The organism is Paenibacillus sp. ACRRY, assembly GCF_022346995.1.
Lineage (GTDB): Bacteria > Bacillota > Bacilli > Paenibacillales > Paenibacillaceae > Paenibacillus.
This window is the reverse complement of record NZ_JAKRNM010000007.1, coordinates 39064-59288: the sequence shown is the minus strand read 5'-3', so window position 1 is coordinate 59288 and position 20225 is coordinate 39064. Positions and strand designations below refer to the sequence as shown.

Below are 20225 nucleotides of genomic sequence, written 5' to 3'. Positions count from 1 at the left end.
AGCCTATGCCCGCTGACCTGTACCACGCTGAAGACGCATGAGCGGCCGCAGTACCTTTTGCAAAATACGCGGGTAGCTGCCAAGTTCATCTCTGCGCAAAACGCGAAGAATGACAAGCATGACCAGGTATACGACCACAACGAGAGCACCGACAACCAGACAGGTCAAGAGGAAGGATACACGTGCTGGCAGGAATAAACCAAAGATCCAATTGCCAGCCCAGTTCGCACCGAAACCAACACCTGCAGCAAGCAGGACCGTTACCACGAACCCAACCCAGCGATCACCCATGATCGAGAAAGTTACGATTTTTCTTAGTACTCGCAGGTTCAGATAAGTAATTACCAGGAAACATAATGCTGTTGCAATAATGATCCCATAAATGCCGAATATTGGAGCCAGGATCAAACTTGCTACAAATTTAATGATAATCCCTGCTGCTACACTGATCATTGTAATCCGCGGTTTACCTACTCCAAGCAGAATGGAGTTTGTCGTCATCATCGTAATTTGGAAAATGGTACCGAAGGTCAGCAGGGTAATGATCGGAGTCCCATCTGGCGTACTGAACAGTAATCCATTCACCGAATAGGCTGCTGCACATAGGGCAATGACGATTGGCATCCCTGTCAAAATCGAAATGCGCATGGCCAGCGTAATCTGGTTCTGGAGATGGGCTTCATCTTTGCGTGCAAAGGCTGCCGAAATGACAGGTACGAGCGATTGGCTAAGCGCAATGGCCAGAATTGGCGGGATTCCCGCAATACTTTGCGCCTTCGCACCGAGGATCGCCAGCACCCCTGTTGCCTCTTCCAGCCCAATACGGCCGCTGAGCAGCGGAACCACAAGTGATGAATCGATAAAGTTAATCGCAGGAACCGCAAGGGACGATAACACTATGGGAATCGACAGTTTGAAGATATCACTGTATATCCCTCGCATTGGCAGCTGCTCTGCACGAACAACCTCCAGCTGGGCTGCACGATCACTACGGCGCAGCTTCAAGGTGAAGTAGAGCATGACGGCAAACGCACCGATACTGCCTAGCACCCCACCGAATGAAGCTCCTGCAGCAATCGTTCTGTCATCATAATTCCATTGCAGCATGACATATGCCACGATAATGGCTGTACCCACCCGGGCGAACTGCTCTACGATCTGAGATATGCCGCCTGCCGTCATATTGCCGCGTCCCTGGAAATAACCACGCATCATGGCAATGGCCGGGAAGAGCAGCAGAGCCGGAGCAAGGGCCCGAATCGCGCTAACAGCCTCCGGTACCTTGGATACATACGTTGCATAATAAGGCGCTGCAAACCACAGTAAGGCTGACATGACAACCCCGGCTACCGCAGCAAAGATCAAGGCAGCCTTATAAATTTGCTGTGCTTCTCCCGCACGCCCCAGCGCGTAACGTTCAGACACCATTTTGCTAAGCGTGCTGGGAATTCCCGCAGTTGCGACGGTTAACAGCATTAAGTATACCGTATTGGAGATGGTAAACGATGCATTACCGATATCGCCAAGGATATGCTCCAGCGGTACCCGCTGCACGAGACCAAGTACTCTGGCAATGAGTGCTGCGGCCGCCAGGATGAGCGTACCCTTAATGAATGTTTCCTTCTTAGACAAACTAATTCCCCTTCTTTCCCCCACACGGACGTGCATCTGGTTGAAGCCAATCCCGAACGTCTATGCGAATCTTGCTACCCAGATAATAAACAGAACAATCATTACGATTTGCAAAATAATTTTCATTACCGTACTGGTAAACAGACCAACAACGGAACCGAACCCGACCTTTGTAGCTTTGGAAGGTGATGATCCGCCAATTAATTCCCCGATAAATGCACCGATAAATGGTCCCAGTACCAACCCGAATGCCGGGATAACAAATGGACCAATAATGACACCAATCGTACTCAGGGTTGTGGATAGCTTGGAGCCTCCGAACTTCTTGACCCCCCATGCACTAACCACATAATCCGCCACGAACAGGACCACCACGATTAGAATCTGGAAAATCCAGAACCATACGCCAAACGGATCAAAGCTGAAGAACCAGCCATAGACCAGAAACGCGAAAAAGATCGCTATAGCTCCAGGCAGTATAGGATATACCGTTCCGGCCATCCCCACTGCAAACAAAAGCACAATTAAAATCCAGCCAACGGTTGCAAGCAAAGGTTATTCCCCCTTCAAAATGTGTTCACGAATGACTTCCACGATTCCATCTTCGTTGTTGCTCGCCACAATCAGGTCAGCGGCTTCCTTCACTTGTTCCTGTGCGTTACCCATGGCAACACCCAGACCTACCGCCTCAATCACGGCTAGATCGTTCAGGCTATCTCCCACTGCGACGACTTCGGACATTTCTATGCCGAGCAGTTTGCAGACTTCAGCCACGCCACTCGCTTTTGAAATGCCAGCCGGGTTAATCTCGATATTAACAGGTGAGGAATTCGTCATTTGAAGACCTCCCAGCTGCTGCAAATCCATCATGATCTGATGACGAACTTCATCATCTTCGGTATTGAAACCGAACTTCAGCCATTCCAAGCCTTCAATATTTTCCGTCCAACGTTCACGGTTGAACAGCTCCTCTACGGAATATGCCCAGTACCAGCTGTTATATTTCTCGCCAATCTCCTGCATGGTACGGATTAAAGCCGGGTCCATCAGATGACGAATATGCAGGTCATGCGGAGCTTTCCAGACTTCACTGCCATTCACCGTGACCATCGGCGTTTCCAATCCAAGCTGTACCGCGTACGGCATCGCATGGAATACGGCTCTACCTGTGGACAGACACACATGCACCCCGCGCCGGATGGCGATCTGTATCCACTTAGCGGTTTCCTGGGTAATTTCATGATTATCGTTGAGCAATGTCCCGTCCATATCCAGCGCCAGCAATTTGTATTTAAGTTCACTCATGCAGTATTCCTCCTCGGTTGTCTCTCTACTTCTCTCTATTCAACTATTCTCTCACAAAAAGACCGCCCGGTATCCGCAGGAGGCGGACGCTCCGGACGTCACAGCTAACGACATTTTACCACAGATCATCCAGATGCAACAAAATAACGATCAATCCAAATAACGATATGAAGGCAGACAAGATCATATGCACTTATCTGCTGGAGCAGATCAAGGGAAATCCTCATCTATATGGATGTCATACCCGATATCACACTCATTCCAAACATCAAAAACCGCCTGCGTATGCAGACGGTTTCTATCTAATCTTATCGTGTCGCGAATTTACGACGAGCGTAACGGAGGATAATACCATGTTTCGGAGACAGCAAGAGTGCCAAAACAAACAGAATTCCAGCTACCGCCACCATGCAGCCTGCAATGGAAGCATCCAATGCATAAGCCATCATATAGCCCCCAACAGAGGAAGCAGCACCCACCAGTACGCTGTACAGAATCATCTTACCCAGGCGATCTGTAAGCAGATAAGCTGTCGCCGCAGGAACAATCAACATGCCTACCACGAGGATGGACCCCACACTTTCAAATGAAGCCACGGATGTCATGGATACAAGGCCCATGAGCAGGTAATGGAACAATACAACCGGAATACCGCAGGCAGCTGCCAGCGCCGGATCGAAGGCACACAGTTTGAACTGTTTATAGAACAGTCCGATAACAATCAGTATCACCAGGAGCGTAATACCCAGCATCCAAACTGCCCTCGGCCCGACATCAGTGCCCCCAAGTGTTAACGTATCCCACTGTACATAGGCAATCTCACCAAAGAGCACACAGTCCAGATCCAGATCAATATGCTGGGCATTCAGACTGATCAGAATGACACCGACAGCAAAGAGTGCCGTGAATACTATACCAATGGACGCATCAGAAGATAGTCCTCCGGCCTGCAGGCTTTGAATGAAGAACACCGTTAATAGACCGAAAATAGTCGCCCCAAGCAGCATCCATAAGGAATCCCTGGAACCGCTCCACAGAAAAGCAATCGCAATCCCGGGAAGCACGGCATGGCTGATGGCATCCCCAACCAGTGCCATCCGCCGCAAGATAAGGAAACATCCGAGTATAGCACATGCGGACGAAACCAATACGGCCGTTAATATGATCCAAAATGTAGCCATTACAGCTCCCCCCGTTCCTGCTGTGCTGCCTGGGCGGAAAGTGTCTGAAGCGTAGCACGCTCTTCTCGAAGATAGGCCGATTTGGCCTGCATGCTTCGCAAACGGCGAGCCAGTAACCCCCGACGCGGAGCAAGCAGCGCCGATCCGGCAAACAGTACCGTAGCTGCAAGGACCGTCACAGGTCCTGTTGGCAGATTAGGAACGAGCGTGCTGAAGATGGTACCTGTGGCACCACTCAGAGCACCAAATATGCCTGCGAGCAGTACCATAAGTGCAAGTGAATCGGTCCAGCAGCGCGCTGCTGCCGCAGGAGTCACAAGTAAGGCAGCAACAAGAACAACGCCGACTGCCTGAATTCCCGCTACAACCGCGATGACTGTCAGCAGCAAGATCAGCTGTTCCAGCATCGCTACAGGCAACCCCATGCCCCGGGCAAATCCAGGATCAAAGCTCACAAGCTTGAATTCCTTGAACCAGACCAGACAGGCAATGAGTAAAACGAGACAGACACCGCCCATGACGTATACATCGGTCATCACCATGGAGGCCGCCTGACCAAACAAATATTTATCAAGCCCGCTTTGGCTTCCGCTGGCCCCGTGCTGGATGCGGGTCAGCATGACTACACCGATGCCGAAGAATACCGTCAGCACAATCCCCATCGCTGCATCCTGCTTAATCCGTGAATACCGGGTGATCCATGATATCCCGAAGGTAGCAATGATTCCTGCAACGAGTGCACCAAACAGAAAGAGACCTACGGACTTGGTTTCCGTCAACATAAAAGCAATACAAATCCCTGGTAATGCCGCATGTGCCAGTGTATCACCCATCAAACTTTGGCGGCGCAAAAAAGTAAATGAGCCAATAATGCCACTACTGAACCCCAGCAACAAACAGCCAAGCAAAATCCAGCGTGTGTTGGGGTCAGACAAAATGGAAAGGATCCAGTTCCCCATCACTACACCTGGCCCTTCTCCGTCCGGCTTCCGATCATCGCAATCCGGCCTCCGTAAGTTTCCTGCAGCGTATCCGGTACAAACACTTCGCTTGTCGGCCCGCCGGCAACCAGTCGCCCATTGAGCAGCAGCACATGGTCAAAATATTCCTCCACCGTCGCAAGATCGTGATGAACCACGAGTACAGTCTTCCCTTGCTTTTTCAGCTGTTCCAAAAGGGAAATGATGGCCTTTTCCGTTGTGGCATCCACGCCTGCAAACGGTTCATCCATAAAATACAGGTCAGCATCCTGAACCAGTGCACGAGCGAGAAAGACTCGCTGCTGCTGTCCGCCGGACAGCTGGCTAATTTGGCGATGCATATAGTCTCCCATACCTACTTGCTCGAGACAGTGTGCAGCTAGATCCCGTTCCTTCTTGCCTGGACGACGGAACCAGCCCAGGTGACCGTACCTGCCCATCATCACCACATCCAGCGCATGGGTTGGGAAATCCCAATCGACCGATTCCCGCTGGGGAACGTAGCCGATCCGGCGCCGCTGCTCACGGTAGGATTGGCCAAAAATCTGCACCTCACCGTGCATTTTCGGTACCAGTCCGAGTACTGCCTTGATCAGGGTAGACTTTCCTGCACCATTAGGACCGAGAATGCCAATCAGCTGTCCTTCAGGTATATCAAAGGAAACCCCGCTGAGGACTGGCTTTTTATGATAGGCCACAGCCAGATCCCGAACACTAAGAGGAGCCGTTGTAGGCTGCGTTCCCTGCAATTCATTCGGATTCTTGCATGTAATCATGTTCTCAGATAACGTTGTCTTGCTCACGCTGTTTCCACTCCTCTCTGGATAAAATCATTATTTCAACGCCTCTACAATCGTCTCGGTATTGTGACGGATCATGCCAATGTAAGTACCTTCTTCTGTTCCTTCAGCACCCATGGCATCCGAGAACAGCTCGCCGCCAATGCTAACCGTATGTCCTTTTTCGGCAGCTCCAGCAATAATGGCTTCCATCGCTTTTGCCGGCACACTTGATTCCACAAATACCGCCTTAATATTGTTATCCACGAGGTAATCCCGCAGTTCACTGACATCCTTCGCACCATATTCGGCTGCTGTACTGATTCCCTGAAGTCCCATCACTTTCATGCCGTAGGCCTCACCAAAATATCCAAAAGCGTCGTGTGCGGTAACGAGTACCCGGCTTGCTTCAGGAATCTCCTGAATTTTTGTACGCACTTCGTTATCCAGCTCCTCAAGCTTTGTCAAATACGCTTCGGCTTGAGCTTGATACGCCTCTGCATGATCCGGATCTGCCTCCACAAGCGTATCGCGCACGGCTTCTGCAGCATGCATCCAGTGGCTCACATCAAACCAGACGTGTGGATCATATTCCGTACCTCCGGTTTCCTGACCCGAATGCAATTCATCTACCGGGATGCCGTCTGTTACGGCAGTTACTGTTTTGCTCTTGGACATCTTCTCCAAAATATCAGTCATTTTACCTTCCAGGTGCAGCCCGTTATAAAAAATGACTTCGGCTTGCTCCAGCTTGCGGATATCCCCTTGCGAAGCCTTGTACAGATGGGGGTCAACGCCTGGACCCATTAGCCCGGTAACGTCAACATATGCCCCTCCGATCTCACGTGCTACATCTGCAATCATGCCTGTGGTTGCTGTAACCTGCATCTTCCCTTCCGTGCTTCCCGTTTCGGCTGAGCTGGAACAAGCGGTCAAAACCACAATCAAAACCATGGCTGTCAGCGTCATGAACCCTCTTTGAATACTCCTCATTTTCACCATTAACAATTCCAACCTCTCCTTTCCCTCTCCTAACATAATTGTCCACATCTAATTTTGTTGTACAAGGTATTAAAATTTATACCAGACTAATAATGTTTCCCTTGTGCAAATTTTAGCCGATGCAAAATAAAAAGGCAAGGGATAATTTCCCTTGCCTGTCCTGTTTCGTTTATTAGCCGTTTCACTGGCTGTTTTGCAGAAGTGATATGAAGTAACCAACGGTACATGTGTTAATCTCCGTTACTTTGGTACCCCTCCTTAGAAATCTTGTTTTACTCTTTGTCCTTCTCCTCACCCTTTTTCCCTTTGGGCGTCCCGTCCAGGCCGTACACCTCATCGTAAGCATCGAAGATTTTGCGTGCAATCGGCGACGCACTGACAGACCCGAATCCGCCTTCCGGTACAACAACCGCGATGGCCAGTTTTGGATTCTCACGCGGTGCAAATGCAATAAACACACCGTTCTCCTTCTTATTCGGTCCGGTCCCTTGCTCGGACGTACCTGTTTTACGGGCATAGTCATAAGGGAATCCGTCAAACGAGCTTACTTTAGTGACCATGCCACGGTGTACTTCATTCCAATATGCATCCGCAAAATCCACTTCGTTCAATACTTTAGGTTTGATTTTCGTAACCACATTGCCCTCTGCGTCACGGATTTCTTTCACCAAATGAGGCTCCATCCGTTTGCCCTTATTGGCAAGCATCGTGGTATATTGTGCGAGCTGAAGTGTCGTGTACTTCGCTTGTTGACCAAACGAGGCAAACGCGAGCCGTGTCAAAGCGGATTCATTTTTATCTTTGTATTCCAGTGTGCCCAGGTACTCTCCTGGCAGATCCACGCCTGTAGAGACCCCCAAGCCGAAATCTTTCATATATTCGTCCCATTTATCTATCCCTTTGTCTGAGCCATATTTATTCAGCAAACGTTTGCCTACCATATCAATCATAAACGCATTGGAAGACTTCTCTATGGCGCGTCTTGCAGTGATATGACCATTATAAGCAGAGTGGGAGTTTCTCACCTGTCGCCCATCTTTCCCCAGAATGGCATATCCCTGATCATGATAGGTCTGGCCTGCCGTAAACAAGCCTTCTTTCAGACCAATAAGTACACTAAGAGGTTTGATGACGGAACCTAACAGAACAACAGATTCCGCATGACTAGGCTTGGAATCATTCGGCGGGAAAGAAGCAATCGTCCCATTCCGGTACACGTATTTGATCTTATCGTAATCCCAATCATTTGGATCATAGTCCGGCATGCTGGCCATGGCCACAACATTTCCGGTATCTACCTCCATCGCGACTGCATATCCCGTAATAGCTTTGGGCAGCTTGCGCAGTTCATCTGTAATCGCTTGCTGAGCTACCAGCTGAATTTCCTTGTTGATTGTGGAGACTAGGCTGTAGCCTTTCTCCGGCGGAGTCTGCATAATTGTTCCTTCAGGAAGGTTACGTGCATTAATATCAATAGATTGATAGCCGCTTCTTCCACGAAGTTCCTCCTGATATTGGAACTCCAGTCCACCTACTCCAACCATTTCTTGCTGAGTATAGCGAAGACCCGGGTCCCTTTCCGTTGCCAGCGATTTACTAATTTCTTTATACTTATCTAAATTATTTTGTTGACCCTTGAACTCTCTTGTATAGCCAATGACCTGAACAGCAACCCTATCAGAATCGTATTTTCTTATGTTTTCTTCCAGTACCATAGCCCCTGGATAGTCAGCCTTTTTTTCCATGAAATAAGCGATTTCTTTCGTATTCAGATCGGATTTTACCAACCTTGGTGTGTACCCGTGTGTCTTTTGGTAATCCAGATCAAGGCGTTTCATGATCTCCTCAGCATCCGGCTGTTCCTTGTCACCAGGGTTGAACTCCTTGAACACTGCAGCCAGATCATCTGCGAGTTTTTGGGCCTCTTCTTGCCGGGAACCGTTACTATAGTCCTCGTACAACAATACATACAGAGACTGCACAGGCTCGGAATAAGCTAAGGCCACTTTTCCCGTGGCATCATAGATCGGTCCACGTACAGGTGCAAGAGGAATGTCTTTTGTATTACGCGTCGTTTCCATATACGTCAATTCAGGTCCCTCTACAAACTGCACAAAGGCTAGGCGAAAAATAAGAATACTGAAGATGACAAAGGCAGCGAAAAAGAACAGGTTTATCCTTGCTGCAGATGGCTTGTTGACAGCTGTGTCTTCATCGGATGCTTTTTTGCTCCTCCATCGGTTAAACATGTATAAGCCTCTCCGTTCTATATCAATAATGGTTAACAGTCTAAATCATTAACGTAAAGCTCAGATATTTTCCCTATATAAGTCTATCAAAGGTTGATTGACACGTCTTCCTAATTTTGGTTACATTTTCGTAAACTAGAGAGAGCCCCTTCTCCATTGTTGATCTGGAATATTGTGTATGGATTCATTCAATTATTTAAACGTATCAACTCCCTATGAAGTTACAGGTATTATGTAAATATCTGTTCTATTCTTAGCTCCATGCACAAAAAAAGGACCCCAAAGGGCCCTCTCTTTAACCATATGAATTACTGCGCTGCAGTTTCATCAGTTTTATCTTTCTTCGGAACACCGTCCAAACCGAACTCCTCGTCATACGCATCGAAGATCGCACGTGCAACCGGAGCCGCACTGTTGGAACCGAATCCCCCTTCGGGGATGACCACGGCTACAGCCAGTTTTGGATTTTCCCGCGGCGCATAAGCGATAAACACCCCGTTGTCGACCAATTTCCCACCGACGACCTGGGTAGAGGTACCTGTTTTTCTGGCAAAGTCATAAGGGAATCCGCTAAATGCCGTAACCTCTGTAGCCATGCCTCGTTGTACCTCATTCCAATAAGCGTCATTGAAATCGACTGTGCTAAGCACTTTTGGTTTCATTTTCTCTACGACATTCCCTCCGGAATCCCGGATCTCACTCACCAATTGCGGCTCCATTCGTTTACCCTTGTTAGCCAACATTGTTGTATACTGGGCAAGCTGCATGGCCGTGTATTTCCCCTGTTGACCAAAAGAAGCATACACAAGACGAGTCAGAGAACTTTCCTGTTCATTCGTGTATTCTCTGTATCCCAGCCATTCGTTTGGCAGATCGATTCCAGTCGAAACACCGAGACCGAATTGCTTCATGTACTTATCCCATACATCGATCCCTCCGGCACCATATTGGGTGTACAACTTCTTACCGATTTCATCGATCATAAAAACGTTGGAAGAGTGACGAATCGCATCATGTGGAGTCAATGCACCGTATACGTGACCAGAAGAGTTCTGTACTCTGCGGTTATCCCCTCCGAAAGTTGTAGAACCCCTGTCTGGATATACGGTATTCGTAGTGAAGAAACCTTCCTTTAGACCGATCAATACACTCAGAGGTTTGATCGTGGAACCAAGCAATACAACCGATTCAGCCCGCTTTTTGGAATCATCCGGAGGGAAGGAACGAATGGTACCATTTTGATAAACATATTTGATGTCATCATATTGTTCGTTCGTGATGCTTCCTGTTCTCCAGATGTTTGTATCATAATCCGGCATACTGGCGATCGACACAATTTTACCTGTGTCCACTTCCATTGCTACCGCAAAACCTGTCTTGGCATTAGGGTGCAGTCTGCCGGAAACCGGGTGTGTATGCAGCCAGCTCAGTTGATCCAGGATCGCCTGCTCCGTCTTCACCTGCACGTTTTTGTTGATGCTCGTAATCAGGTCATAGCCCTTCTCAGGCGGAGTAGATCCTGCAACGCCCTCAGGCAAATTCCGCAGATCCACATCCACGGAGTTATAACCGCTTTTGCCGCGCAGTATGTCCTGATACTGCAGCTCAAGACCGTCGAACCCGACAAACTCGTTTTCCGTGTATACCAGTCCCGGGTCCGTTTGTGTTTTGTTCGCTTCATCAACCTCTTGGTACTTGTCCAGTGTTTTGGAACTTTTGAATTTTTTCAAATATCCGATGGTCTGAACAGCCACCGTATCCGGATCATAGTAACGTACACTTTCTTCAACAATCTGAATTCCCGTAAATTCATCCTTGTGCTGGAGGAAATACGCCACTTCTTCCTCCGACAGATCACTCTTGATGAGACGTGGCATGAAGCCATTCGCCTTACGGGAGTTCAGGTCCATCGCTTCAATGATCTGATCAACGGTAAGGGACTCCGACTCTTTGGTTTTGTACTGTTCGAATACATCATGCAGCCTTGTCGCAATATCCTGAGCTTCCGGGAAGTTTGGACTTGGTTGTCCGTTCACATCACCATAGTTTTTATAGAGCGTCAGGTAGAGAGACTGAATCGGCTTGGAATACGCCAGCTTCACCTCACCGGTTGAATCATAGATGGTTCCCCTCACCGGAGCGAGTGGCACATCCTTGGTAATGTTACTGGCCTCTTCTTGACTGAGCTCAGGCCCTTCCACGAATTGCAGAAACGCCAGCCGTACGATAATAACGCTAAAAATAACAAAGGAAGCGAAGAAAAATACGTTCATCCGGTAACTGAAGCGCCGTTTGTCGGTAAGTTCATCCTTCTCTTTTGAATGATTGTTCATTCATCCTACCTCTTTCATGACTTGATGCATACCGCTCTTAGAAGTCCAGCCGCGGCATGATAACCTGGCAACGTCGTCATAATCCGGAACCCTGTCCGGTGTAATGTTATGCTGTCTGATCTTTCAGATGGGTATCGGCAAAATTCGGAGGATTGAACCAGTCACCACTCACCGCCCATGTCGGATCAAGCGGAATCCAGCTCTGGAATTCACTCAAATAAATTTCATTCCATGCATGTGGGCCATATCCGCCCTGGCCGTTGTATCCAAGTCCTGTAACGACCTTAACATCCAGTCCTTGTGAACGGGCCATGACCGCATACAGACGCGCGTAATCAATGCATACCCCTTTACGGGTATCAAACGTGTTTTGCGGCGTCTGTTCATGCCATATGCCTTTTTGCTCATAATCATCCACTTTGCCGTAATCATATTGAATGCGGGAACCAACCCAATCATACAGGGCGCGTGCTTTCGCTTCATCCGAGTTTTGACCTTTCACAATCTCACTAGCTGCAGATTCAATATCTGCCGGAATATTGTGGTCAATGACTTCATACTTGCGCTGTAAAATTCCGCCCAGTTCCTTTTGAACCGCTTGGGTAAATACCGGCAGTTTGTCCTTGATCAGGTTACCGGATAACGGTTCAATAACGGACTTTGCTCCCTGCATGTAGATCGGCGAAGCCTCTACATATCGGCTAAACATGCTTCCGGGATAAAGGCTGACAATCATGAAAAGAACAGCAATGACAATCATTCCGCGGGCAGACCCAATGACCGCACCTATTACTGCACCCATGAAGCGGCTGATAATTCCTTTGTGACTGCTCTCTTGTTCTGCCGAATGATATCTCCTTCTGAAGAAAAGGGAAGAGAACAAGCCAAGAACCAAACGAATAAATCCATAGCTAAGCACAAACAACACGGCAAACCGCATCAATGGAAAATCAGCAATCGCCGTAACCAACGTATAATACATTTGCTCCCATCGGTTCAGATCCCGATTCGGCATGGCTGAAGCATGGGCAGACAACCACTGCTGCACATATGGCGCCAGCCAAAGGGTCAAACCAATGGACAGCAGAATGCCAATGACCGCCATAATGCCATCCATCAGGAATCCAAATAGTCTTCCTGCAGAACGCGAAGCCCCTCTGGACCATCCCTGAAGCAATGAAGCTGCCACAATCAATAACAGCATGATCGTGATGCCATTGAATTCCTTCAGGCTATCCAGCCAACTCTGCAACACGTATTCATTCCCCCTTTGCTAAGAAGCTGGCACATTTCCATTTCCTCTGGCCTGCTCGACAAACGTACGTATCGTTTCATTGTCGAGATTCCATTCACCGAGTGAAATTCCGCGCAAGGTCACATTGACCTTGTTCGACCCGGCTGTCCCCTTAATTTCCACATTGGGACTCGTAATGGTAAATTGTCCATCCTGTCCTTTGGCGTAGGTGGCCTTGGAGGCTTCCTTCACCATGATATTGGTCGCTTCCTTTTTCAATGTGTCCATCGTACTGGACTGCACATCGGAAACCGTCTGTTTAATCTGATCGATGGAGATGCCGCTGTATATCAACAGAGCCGCAATAATGATGATGGCAATCGCCCATTTCAATACGGTTTTGACCACATTTAGAACAAAGAACAAAATGATCAGTGCAACGACGATCACCAGCCAGTTCTGCATCACAAACTCTTTGATCACTTCTATGTTCATGATTACACCTTCCGTATTAGAGTTAAGAAATCACACTTCCCGAATATTATACATGATTTCCGAACCCGCTGTCAGCTAAGCACTCTCTCGTAAAAATAAAGGGTCTAAGTTCGTCCAGTTGAACGTACAAGTAGTACCATGAGGTTTCGCCACGAAGAACGGGGAACGCATTTGACGACCTGGCATGAGCATGCATCGTTTAACAAGGAGGGGCTTTTGTGAAAACGGCCATCTGGCTCTATCTATTTTTGTTTCTTGCTGTTTTTGACCTGCACGCCCAATATCCCATCCTGACCCCCTTTGCCATCTCGCTCGGGGCTGCACCCACCTTCATCGGGTGGATGATGGGTATCTACTCCTTGACTCATCTTCCCGGCAATTTAATTGCCGGCACACAAATCGATAAACACGGCAGTCGGCGTTATATCGTGTTCAGTTTACTGGGGGCAGGCATTATTCTGCTGCTGCAAGCCCACATTCACACGCCATGGCAGCTGCTTGCGCTTCGCTCGATCAGTGGCTTTGTGCTCGCTTTTCTGTCTCCGGCCTGTCTGGCCCTGCTTGCACAACTATCGACTAATCCGGTCACTCAGGGCAAGTATATGTCCGGACATGGTGTCGTACACACGCTGGCGTCTGTTGTATCTCCGGCTGCCGGAGCACTGATTGTTGGTGCTTTGGGGTTCTCTGCTACATTTGCGAGTCTTGGATACCTGCTCATTCTGTCAGGCATGATTGCCTGGTTGTCCATGCCGAAGGGGCTTGTCGATGTTCAGCGAGAGAAAGAAACCGTACCTCCCAAGCCTGCTAACCTCGGAGGAAGTACGAATACCTTCATACCTGTCTCCTGGCGTTATTTTGCATTGCCGCTGGTCATTGCGTGTGCACAGGGGATTCTGTTTTTTGAATTGCCTCTCCGGGGGGGAGGACACTCTTCCATGATGTCTACGGGGCTATTGTTTTCGGTCATTAGTATCGGGGCACTGCTTACGCTCAGCATGCTTTTTCTTAATCGCTATTCGCCCAAGCTGCGTTTAACTGCAGGGGTCCTGCTGATGTCTCTCTGTTTCTTCACGCTGGCAGCCTTCCCGGACATCCCTCTGGCTGCTGTGCTCTTTGTACTCGGCATGTCCAAAGGGATTACTTTTCCGGCCATGGCTACCCTGTTCATCCGTTTAAGCGGCGGAAGCAAGCTGGGACGTATTTTCTCACTGCAATCCATTGCTACCTCCATCGGTTCCTTCATTGGTCCAATCGCCGCAGGACAGCTGCGTGTAGGTGTCTCGCCGTATTTCATCGCGTTTATTCTATTAATGGTCGGTATTCTGCTCCTTCCGTACTTCACCAGCAGACGTGAGGCATCCCTGTCTTCAACCGATCCGAATAGCGTACTGGGATAGACGTGATCCATGATGTAAGTCCTTTTTTTATTAAAATGGCTTGTATTCACCTTTGCTTTGCATCATTCCCCCATTTACAGCTAAACTATATATAATCCAGTCGATTTTCGCTGCAACATTTCCCGGGGAATGTCGACACTAGCTCTCGAACAAGAGGTGAATATCATGCCTATTCATGTCATTGTGGAAGGTAAGAATGATCGCAGCAAGCTGAAACGTCTCGTTGGGCCGGAAATCAACATTTTATGTACATTCGGCACTCTGAATTCGCTCAAGCTGGAGTCCCTGCGCAAACAGGTTGGTTATGACGAAGTATATCTGTTTATGGATAATGACAGTTCGGGTAAAAAAATCAGAGGTGTACTGCGGGACGCCTTCCCAGATGCGGTGCAGATGTATACCAGACGTGGTTATGCGGGTGTGGAAGGAACCCCTGATGAATACATCATTGCCCAGTTGGAGAAGGCCGGATTGGAAGAGTACATTCAATACCCCGAGTACCCTTCATTCTAAAAGTAAAAACAATTCCAAAAAGGCTGCTTACCGGTTATTTACCAACCCGGCAAGCAGCCTTTGTTATGGATTTTAATATGATTCTAATAAATATGATTAGAACAGCATTATTCATTGATAAGATTGCGGATATCCTCTGCGATTACTGCTGGCTCGACATCTTCTGTATTAAATGCATTATACACCTTGCGCAACTGATTGTTCTGATCGACGAGACCAATCATGTTCATATGTGCAAAATCATCCTTGCTTTCGCCTTCAATCAGAATCTGAAATGAATCCTTGGCGAGCTGCTTCGTTTTGTCCATATCCCCTCGCAGGAAATACCACCCGTCATAATCCGCGTGGAAACGGTCCGCGAATTCCTTAATTTTCTCCTTGGTATCGACTTCCGGATCAAATGAAATCGAAACAAAGGAAGCATCCTTGCCGAATGTGCCATCTTCCTTCAACAAATCCTGCACCTGGGACAACGTAAACGTCGTAATTGGGCATACATCAGGACAACTGGTGAAATAAAAATAGAACAGCCGCACCTTACCTTTGGTATCATCGAGCGAAACGGTTGTCCCATCCACATTTTCCATGGAAAATGATTGGATCTCCCGAATCTCGGGTAATTTCTCCTTGCTGGCAAAGACGGTGCCCCACATGAGGTATACAGCCATAATCAGTGCGAGACCCAGCAGCATCCAGGTCCATTTGTACTTTTTCAGCATCATCCTCGTCCTTTCTCTGTACCTGTCAATATGAATACGCATACATATCTTACTTGAGCTTACATGGCTATCATTTCATGCCCGGGATGTCACGTTATGAAGAAATAAGGAACTTCTTTTTCTTGGAATTGCATATGTATACGAAGAACCCCACTCTGGATGGGACCCTTCCTTATTGTAACTGTTCTTGATGCAGATGCCCAAGCATTTATTTTGCACATGTCCAGTACTGTATTCCGTTATTTATGAACCGTATCCAGAATCATCAGTATGAAGCTCAGAGACAGATAATTAATGGAATAAAGAAATACCTTTTTGGCCCAGGCGTCCGTATCCTGTGCACGGAAACCTTTGAGTGCGAAATATAGCCACAGTACAGACAGAACCAGTGACACCGTCAGATAAAAAATACCGGCATAGCCGTATGCATACATTAGAATGGGAACGAGAATCTGCAGAACAAGATAAGGAATCATTTGAATCTTGGTCCGTTCAATGCCCTTTACCACGGGCAGCAGTGGAAATCCACCGGCCCGATAATCTTCTACCCGGCGGATGGCAAGCGCCCAGAAATGCGGAGGCTGCCACAGGAACAACATGGCAAGAAGCAGCCATGCACCCATGTCCAAACGTCCCGTTACAGCGACATAACCGATAACTGGCGGCATGGCACCTGACAAACCACCGATGGATGTACTCCATGTTGAAGATCGTTTTAACCAAAGCGTGTAAATAACAACATAGACAAACATGCCAAAAATGCCGCATAATCCAGCAAGTATACCCGAGAAAGCAAAAAGAACAGATAACCCAAGCACGCCCAGAATTATGGCATACGACAAAACTACTTTGGGTGTTAGCCTCCCTGTCGGCAGGGACCGGTTGCGGGTACGTTCCATTTTCAAATCAAGTTCACGATCAAAATAATTGTTAAATACGCAGGAAGAAGCCATAACAAGCGCAGTACCAAGTAAGGTCAGCAGCATTTTCACCAAGTTGATATCCCATTGGGACGCCAGCCAAAACCCTCCAAAGACAGCAATAAGATTGGTCCGAAGTATTCCTGGTTTGGTGATATGAATAAAGTCTTTCCACGATCCCGACTTGGTCGGAGGCGAGGTCAATGTTGCAGAATCGGAAGAAGCCTGGTATCCCAACTGATTGTCCACGCTTGCTTAATCCCCCTTAATTCTCGGTTTGGAGGTTTCTCTCTTTGTCTCCGATATAAAGTTTATCATAGGAAAATGGCCAAGAGTATGACAATGCTCGTACAAATGTTGGGTGAAATGAACTTCTTATGACATCTTTTTCGGGTTTTGGCTGTTTTGCGTCAAGACAGGCGGATAATATACACTATATATGAGTATCACCTAGATAGAGAATCATTAATATGATGAAATCGAGCTACACCACAAAGGAGACGTTTATGGATACTTCTACACATTTTGTCATGGGTATTGGTTTGGCAGGTCTGGCTTATGTCGATCCTGTCGTGGCTTCCAGTCCCATGCTCGCGGCTGCGGTGATGGTCGGTACCATTGCTGGCTCCCAGGCCCCTGACATTGATACGGCGCTGCGTCTCAAAAGCAACTCATTGTACATTCGAAATCATCGGGGTATGTCCCACTCGCCGCCCTTTCTTCTATTATGGGTTCTGCTCATCACGGGCGTCATTGCACTGATTTTCCCGGATGTTCCCATTGGACACGTTGCTGCCTGGACAGCTGTCGCTGTGGGCGTTCACGTTTTTACTGACCTGTTCAACACCTATGGAACCCAGGCAGCAAGGCCGTTCTCGGAACGCTGGATTGCCTGGAATATCATTCATATTTTCGATCCGTTTCTGTTTGCTTCGCATGTGGTGGCAATCCTGCTGTGGGCCTTTGATCTGATCGCCCCTGCCCCGTTGTTTGTCACACTGTATATCGTAATAGCCCTCTATTATGTATGGCGAATCATTGCGCATTCCCAAGCTGTAGCCAAAGTGAAAAGGCTGGACAATAACAAACCGGCGCTTCGCTATATCGTCATTCCAACAATATCCTGGAACCGCTGGCATGTGGTGAAACATTTTGCGGATGACAGTTACGAAATTGGAAAAATGGATGGAGCAGAGCTGACCTGGCATCTACATGCCTCGTCTTCCACTCATGCGGCTGTTGCTGCTTCACGCAAATCACCAGAGGTAAATGCTTTCCTCTACTTCACTTCCTATGCGGTTGCGGAGGTAGAGGAGCTGCCTGCAGGATACAAAGTTCGCTGGGCGGATGTGCGCTATCGACACCGCAAGCAGTATCCGTTTGTCGCCGTGGTCGTGATGGACCGCAATTTTGAAACGATTGACACGTATGTCGGCTGGTTAAGCGATGAAAAAATGGATAAAAAACTTTTATCCGCCCGGTCTTGACGAGAAGGACCGGGAAAGGCACAATCAAGTAAGGAACTGTTGCGCGATGAAAAGCCCGGAGCGTTTCCGCTCCGGGCCTTTGTTTTGTTGCTTGCTTTTATGATAAATTATTTGCCAGACCCAGACAATTGTTGCTCAGCGATTTGTACCAGACGTTTGGTGATGTAACCACCAAGAGATCCTGTCTCACGGGAAGTGTAGTTACCATAGTAACCGTCTTGCGGGATTGTTACACCCAGTTCCTGTGCAGCTTCCATTTTCAATTGTTGCAGTGCTGCAGTTGCTTGAGGTACCACCAAGTTGTTAGAACGAGATCCTTGAGCCATATTTAAAATCTCCTTTCAATCTGTGTCTGTAATGTATTGCAAGCTTGCAAGATTATTATGGCTCGCACGCTTCAAGTTATACGGAGATTCATTAAATTTGTGATGGAGGTTTTTCCCAATGAGTAAAGGTTTGTCCTTATGGTTCGCATTCTCTTCAATTGTTTTGTTAACGGTTTCAGCCATATCGATTTCTTATAACGGCTGGTTAGCTTCGCTGCTGTTCATCCTTTCCATTGCCAATATCGGCTGGGGTTTCGTCATTCGTGCCAAGAAGGAGCGCCAGGAATTGCGTTCTACATCCGAATCGACATCCTGATCTGGAAGGTTTCAGGTTCCTATTTGAACATAAAAAAGAGGGGAGCTGTTGGCTCCTCTCTTTTTTATTTTATCACTTCATACCGTAAAGTGTTAACACTGTAGGACAATGACCGTGATGCCTAAACCATACGTCTAGGAACAAATCCCATGCGTTCTTTCACATCATAAAGCGTTTTGGCAGCAACCGTTTCGGCACGACGTGCTGAAGTCTCCAAAATCTCGGTCAATTCGCCGGATTCACGGATTTCGCGATATCGTTCCTGTAACGGTTCAATAACAGAGACAACCACTTCCGCCAACTCCTTCTTGAACGGACCATACATTTTACCTTCGTAACGTTCTGCTACTTCATTCAGCGTAATGCCTGCACATTCTGCATAGATGCTCATCAGATTGCTAACCTCTGGCTTGTTGGCCGGATCGTAAACCACTTCACGTCCAGAATCGGTCGTGGCACGGCTAATTTTCTTGCGGATCACATCCGGTGGGTCTAACAGGGCAATGTAGCTGCCCGCATTCGGATTACTTTTACTCATTTTCGAGGAAGCATCGTCCAGGGACATCACTCGCGCCCCCACCTGCGGAATATACGGATCCGGAATCGTAAAGTATTCTCCATAACGATGATTGAAACGGCCAGCCAGATCGCGAGTGAGTTCCAAATGCTGTTTTTGATCCTCTCCTACAGGTACGAGATCTGCATTGTACAGCAAAATATCAGCTGCCATCAATGAAGGATATACGAACAAGCCTGCACCAACAGAGTCCTTGCCTGAAGACTTGTCCTTGAACTGGGTCATCCGCTCAAGTTCACCCATCGAAGTCAGTGTCGTCATCAACCATCCAAGCTCAGCATGCTGAGGAACATGAGATTGCAGGAACACATTTGATTTTGTTGGATCGATCCCTGCTGCTAGAAACAGTGCAGCCACGGCTTCGGACTGTTCACGCAGTGCAGCTGGCTCCTGAGCCACGGTTATCGCATGAAGATCCACTACCATAAAGTGGCATTGATAATCATGCTGCAGCTTCACAAAGTTCTTGATTGCACCAATATAGTTGCCCAGCGTGAGTTTACCGCTCGGCTGGATTCCAGATAATACAGTTTTCATAAGTACTTGCGCCTCCTCATTTTTCGTTTATGCCCGTTTCTTCTCCGCGGACGCAAAAAGGCCTCACATCCGCAAGGGACGTGAGACCGTGGTGCCACCCTTATTCGTGTTTTTCAATCATGCGAAAAACACCTTCATTTTCCCGTAACGTGGAATAGACGTCCAATTCTACTGAGGTACGGTTTGCATTTCTACAAGACCCACCTGTTCCAATCGGCACTCAAGGGTCCATTCGGTTAA

General features: G+C 48.0%; 19 protein-coding genes and 1 other annotated feature (1 of these 20 running past the window's edge). Of the genes, 4 read left to right on the top strand and 15 right to left on the bottom strand.

Going from position 1 to position 20225, the window contains the following annotated elements; genetic code table 11:
• Positions 1–3 precede the first annotated feature (3 nt).
• The 11 genes from MH144_RS21920 to MH144_RS21870 all read right to left on the bottom strand — a co-directional run bounded on the left by MH144_RS21920 (position 4) and on the right by MH144_RS21870 (position 13190).
• Positions 4–1632: a putative polysaccharide biosynthesis protein gene (locus MH144_RS21920; RefSeq protein WP_239304140.1), complete on the bottom strand. Its 1629-nt coding sequence runs from the start codon at positions 1630–1632 to the stop codon at positions 4–6.
• A gap of 60 nt (positions 1633–1692) precedes the next feature.
• On the bottom strand, positions 1693–2133 hold the full coding sequence (locus tag MH144_RS21915; protein ID WP_095292156.1) for a DUF456 domain-containing protein: 441 nt from the start codon (positions 2131–2133) through the stop codon (positions 1693–1695).
• A gap of 54 nt (positions 2134–2187) precedes the next feature.
• A complete protein-coding gene (locus MH144_RS21910; protein ID WP_239304138.1) occupies positions 2188–2937 on the bottom strand; it encodes a Cof-type HAD-IIB family hydrolase in 750 nt (249 codons plus the stop codon).
• 308 nt (positions 2938–3245) lie between these two features.
• Complete coding sequence (locus MH144_RS21905; protein WP_153979903.1) at positions 3246–4118, bottom strand: metal ABC transporter permease; 873 nt, start codon at positions 4116–4118, stop codon at positions 3246–3248.
• A complete protein-coding gene (locus MH144_RS21900) occupies positions 4118–5077 on the bottom strand; it encodes a metal ABC transporter permease (RefSeq protein ID WP_239304364.1) in 960 nt (319 codons plus the stop codon). The genes MH144_RS21905 and MH144_RS21900 overlap by 1 nt, the downstream gene beginning before the upstream one ends.
• A gap of 2 nt (positions 5078–5079) precedes the next feature.
• Positions 5080–5874, bottom strand: a complete 795-nt coding sequence (locus MH144_RS21895; protein ID WP_239304362.1) for a metal ABC transporter ATP-binding protein — start codon at positions 5872–5874, stop codon at positions 5080–5082.
• A 57-nt stretch (positions 5875–5931) separates the two neighbouring features.
• Positions 5932–6879 carry a metal ABC transporter solute-binding protein, Zn/Mn family gene (locus MH144_RS21890; RefSeq protein WP_239304360.1) on the bottom strand — a complete coding sequence of 316 codons (948 nt, stop codon included), beginning with the start codon at positions 6877–6879 and terminating at the stop codon, positions 5932–5934.
• Positions 6880–7151: 272 nt separating this feature from the next.
• The gene (locus MH144_RS21885) at positions 7152–9128 is read right to left on the bottom strand and encodes a peptidoglycan D,D-transpeptidase FtsI family protein (protein ID WP_239304136.1); all 1977 of its coding nucleotides are present in this window, start codon (positions 9126–9128) and stop codon (positions 7152–7154) included.
• Between the two features lie 308 nt (positions 9129–9436).
• Positions 9437–11461, bottom strand: coding sequence for a peptidoglycan D,D-transpeptidase FtsI family protein (locus MH144_RS21880; RefSeq protein WP_239304134.1), 2025 nt, complete (start codon positions 11459–11461; stop codon positions 9437–9439).
• Positions 11462–11567: 106 nt separating this feature from the next.
• Complete coding sequence (locus tag MH144_RS21875; RefSeq protein WP_239304132.1) at positions 11568–12716, bottom strand: transglutaminase domain-containing protein; 1149 nt, start codon at positions 12714–12716, stop codon at positions 11568–11570.
• An 18-nt stretch (positions 12717–12734) separates the two neighbouring features.
• Entirely contained in the window at positions 12735–13190 is a 456-nt protein-coding gene (locus tag MH144_RS21870) for an ATPase (RefSeq protein ID WP_239304130.1), read from the bottom strand.
• 218 nt (positions 13191–13408) lie between these two features.
• Here MH144_RS21870 and MH144_RS21865 point away from each other — a divergent pair, with 218 nt between their 5' ends.
• Both MH144_RS21865 and MH144_RS21860 read left to right on the top strand, forming a co-directional pair.
• Entirely contained in the window at positions 13409–14590 is a 1182-nt protein-coding gene (locus MH144_RS21865) for an MFS transporter (RefSeq protein ID WP_095361238.1), read from the top strand.
• 165 nt (positions 14591–14755) lie between these two features.
• Positions 14756–15103 carry a toprim domain-containing protein gene (locus MH144_RS21860; RefSeq protein WP_095292165.1) on the top strand — a complete coding sequence of 116 codons (348 nt, stop codon included), beginning with the start codon at positions 14756–14758 and terminating at the stop codon, positions 15101–15103.
• Between the two features lie 107 nt (positions 15104–15210).
• On the opposite strand, the gene MH144_RS21855 is transcribed toward MH144_RS21860, so the two are convergent.
• Entirely contained in the window at positions 15211–15822 is a 612-nt protein-coding gene (locus MH144_RS21855; RefSeq protein ID WP_095361390.1) for an SCO family protein, read from the bottom strand.
• A gap of 239 nt (positions 15823–16061) precedes the next feature.
• Entirely contained in the window at positions 16062–16991 is a 930-nt protein-coding gene (gene cyoE / locus MH144_RS21850; protein WP_239304129.1) for a heme o synthase, read from the bottom strand.
• A gap of 257 nt (positions 16992–17248) precedes the next feature.
• Between cyoE and MH144_RS21845 the strand changes: the two genes are divergently transcribed.
• Positions 17249–18229, top strand: a complete 981-nt coding sequence (locus MH144_RS21845; protein WP_239304128.1) for a metal-dependent hydrolase — start codon at positions 17249–17251, stop codon at positions 18227–18229.
• A gap of 107 nt (positions 18230–18336) precedes the next feature.
• Here the strand turns inward: MH144_RS21845 and MH144_RS21840 are convergent, their stop codons facing one another.
• Positions 18337–18555, bottom strand: a complete 219-nt coding sequence (locus MH144_RS21840; RefSeq protein WP_095292170.1) for an alpha/beta-type small acid-soluble spore protein — start codon at positions 18553–18555, stop codon at positions 18337–18339.
• A 118-nt stretch (positions 18556–18673) separates the two neighbouring features.
• Between MH144_RS21840 and MH144_RS21835 the strand changes: the two genes are divergently transcribed.
• Positions 18674–18871 (top strand): hypothetical protein, encoded by a 198-nt coding sequence (locus MH144_RS21835; RefSeq protein ID WP_095292171.1) that lies wholly within the window; start codon positions 18674–18676, stop codon positions 18869–18871.
• A gap of 121 nt (positions 18872–18992) precedes the next feature.
• Here the strand turns inward: MH144_RS21835 and trpS are convergent, their stop codons facing one another.
• Positions 18993–19985: a tryptophan--tRNA ligase gene (gene trpS, locus MH144_RS21830; protein ID WP_239304126.1), complete on the bottom strand. Its 993-nt coding sequence runs from the start codon at positions 19983–19985 to the stop codon at positions 18993–18995.
• A gap of 71 nt (positions 19986–20056) precedes the next feature.
• Positions 20057–20225: a binding site (T-box leader), on the bottom strand (it continues 80 nt past the right edge of the window).

Excerpts from the sequence above, each read along its gene's own strand:
- MH144_RS21915 (WP_095292156.1), bottom strand. The coding sequence starts at position 2,133 with ATGGCCGGAACGGTATATCCTATACTGCCTGGAGCTATAGCGATCTTT.
- MH144_RS21910 (WP_239304138.1), bottom strand. The coding sequence starts at position 2,937 with ATGAGTGAACTTAAATACAAATTGCTGGCGCTGGATATGGACGGGACA.
- MH144_RS21905 (WP_153979903.1), bottom strand. The coding sequence starts at position 4,118 with ATGGCTACATTTTGGATCATATTAACGGCCGTATTGGTTTCGTCCGCA.
- MH144_RS21900 (WP_239304364.1), bottom strand. The coding sequence starts at position 5,077 with ATGGGGAACTGGATCCTTTCCATTTTGTCTGACCCCAACACACGCTGG.
- MH144_RS21895 (WP_239304362.1), bottom strand. The coding sequence starts at position 5,874 with ATGATTACATGCAAGAATCCGAATGAATTGCAGGGAACGCAGCCTACA.
- MH144_RS21890 (WP_239304360.1), bottom strand. The coding sequence starts at position 6,879 with ATGGTGAAAATGAGGAGTATTCAAAGAGGGTTCATGACGCTGACAGCC.
- MH144_RS21885 (WP_239304136.1), bottom strand. The coding sequence starts at position 9,128 with ATGTTTAACCGATGGAGGAGCAAAAAAGCATCCGATGAAGACACAGCT.
- MH144_RS21880 (WP_239304134.1), bottom strand. The coding sequence starts at position 11,461 with ATGAACAATCATTCAAAAGAGAAGGATGAACTTACCGACAAACGGCGC.
- MH144_RS21870 (WP_239304130.1), bottom strand. The coding sequence starts at position 13,190 with ATGAACATAGAAGTGATCAAAGAGTTTGTGATGCAGAACTGGCTGGTG.
- MH144_RS21860 (WP_095292165.1), top strand. The coding sequence starts at position 14,756 with ATGCCTATTCATGTCATTGTGGAAGGTAAGAATGATCGCAGCAAGCTG.
- MH144_RS21855 (WP_095361390.1), bottom strand. The coding sequence starts at position 15,822 with ATGCTGAAAAAGTACAAATGGACCTGGATGCTGCTGGGTCTCGCACTG.
- MH144_RS21845 (WP_239304128.1), top strand. The coding sequence starts at position 17,249 with ATGGATACTTCTACACATTTTGTCATGGGTATTGGTTTGGCAGGTCTG.
- MH144_RS21840 (WP_095292170.1), bottom strand. The coding sequence starts at position 18,555 with ATGGCTCAAGGATCTCGTTCTAACAACTTGGTGGTACCTCAAGCAACT.
- MH144_RS21835 (WP_095292171.1), top strand. The coding sequence starts at position 18,674 with ATGAGTAAAGGTTTGTCCTTATGGTTCGCATTCTCTTCAATTGTTTTG.
- trpS (WP_239304126.1), bottom strand. The coding sequence starts at position 19,985 with ATGAAAACTGTATTATCTGGAATCCAGCCGAGCGGTAAACTCACGCTG.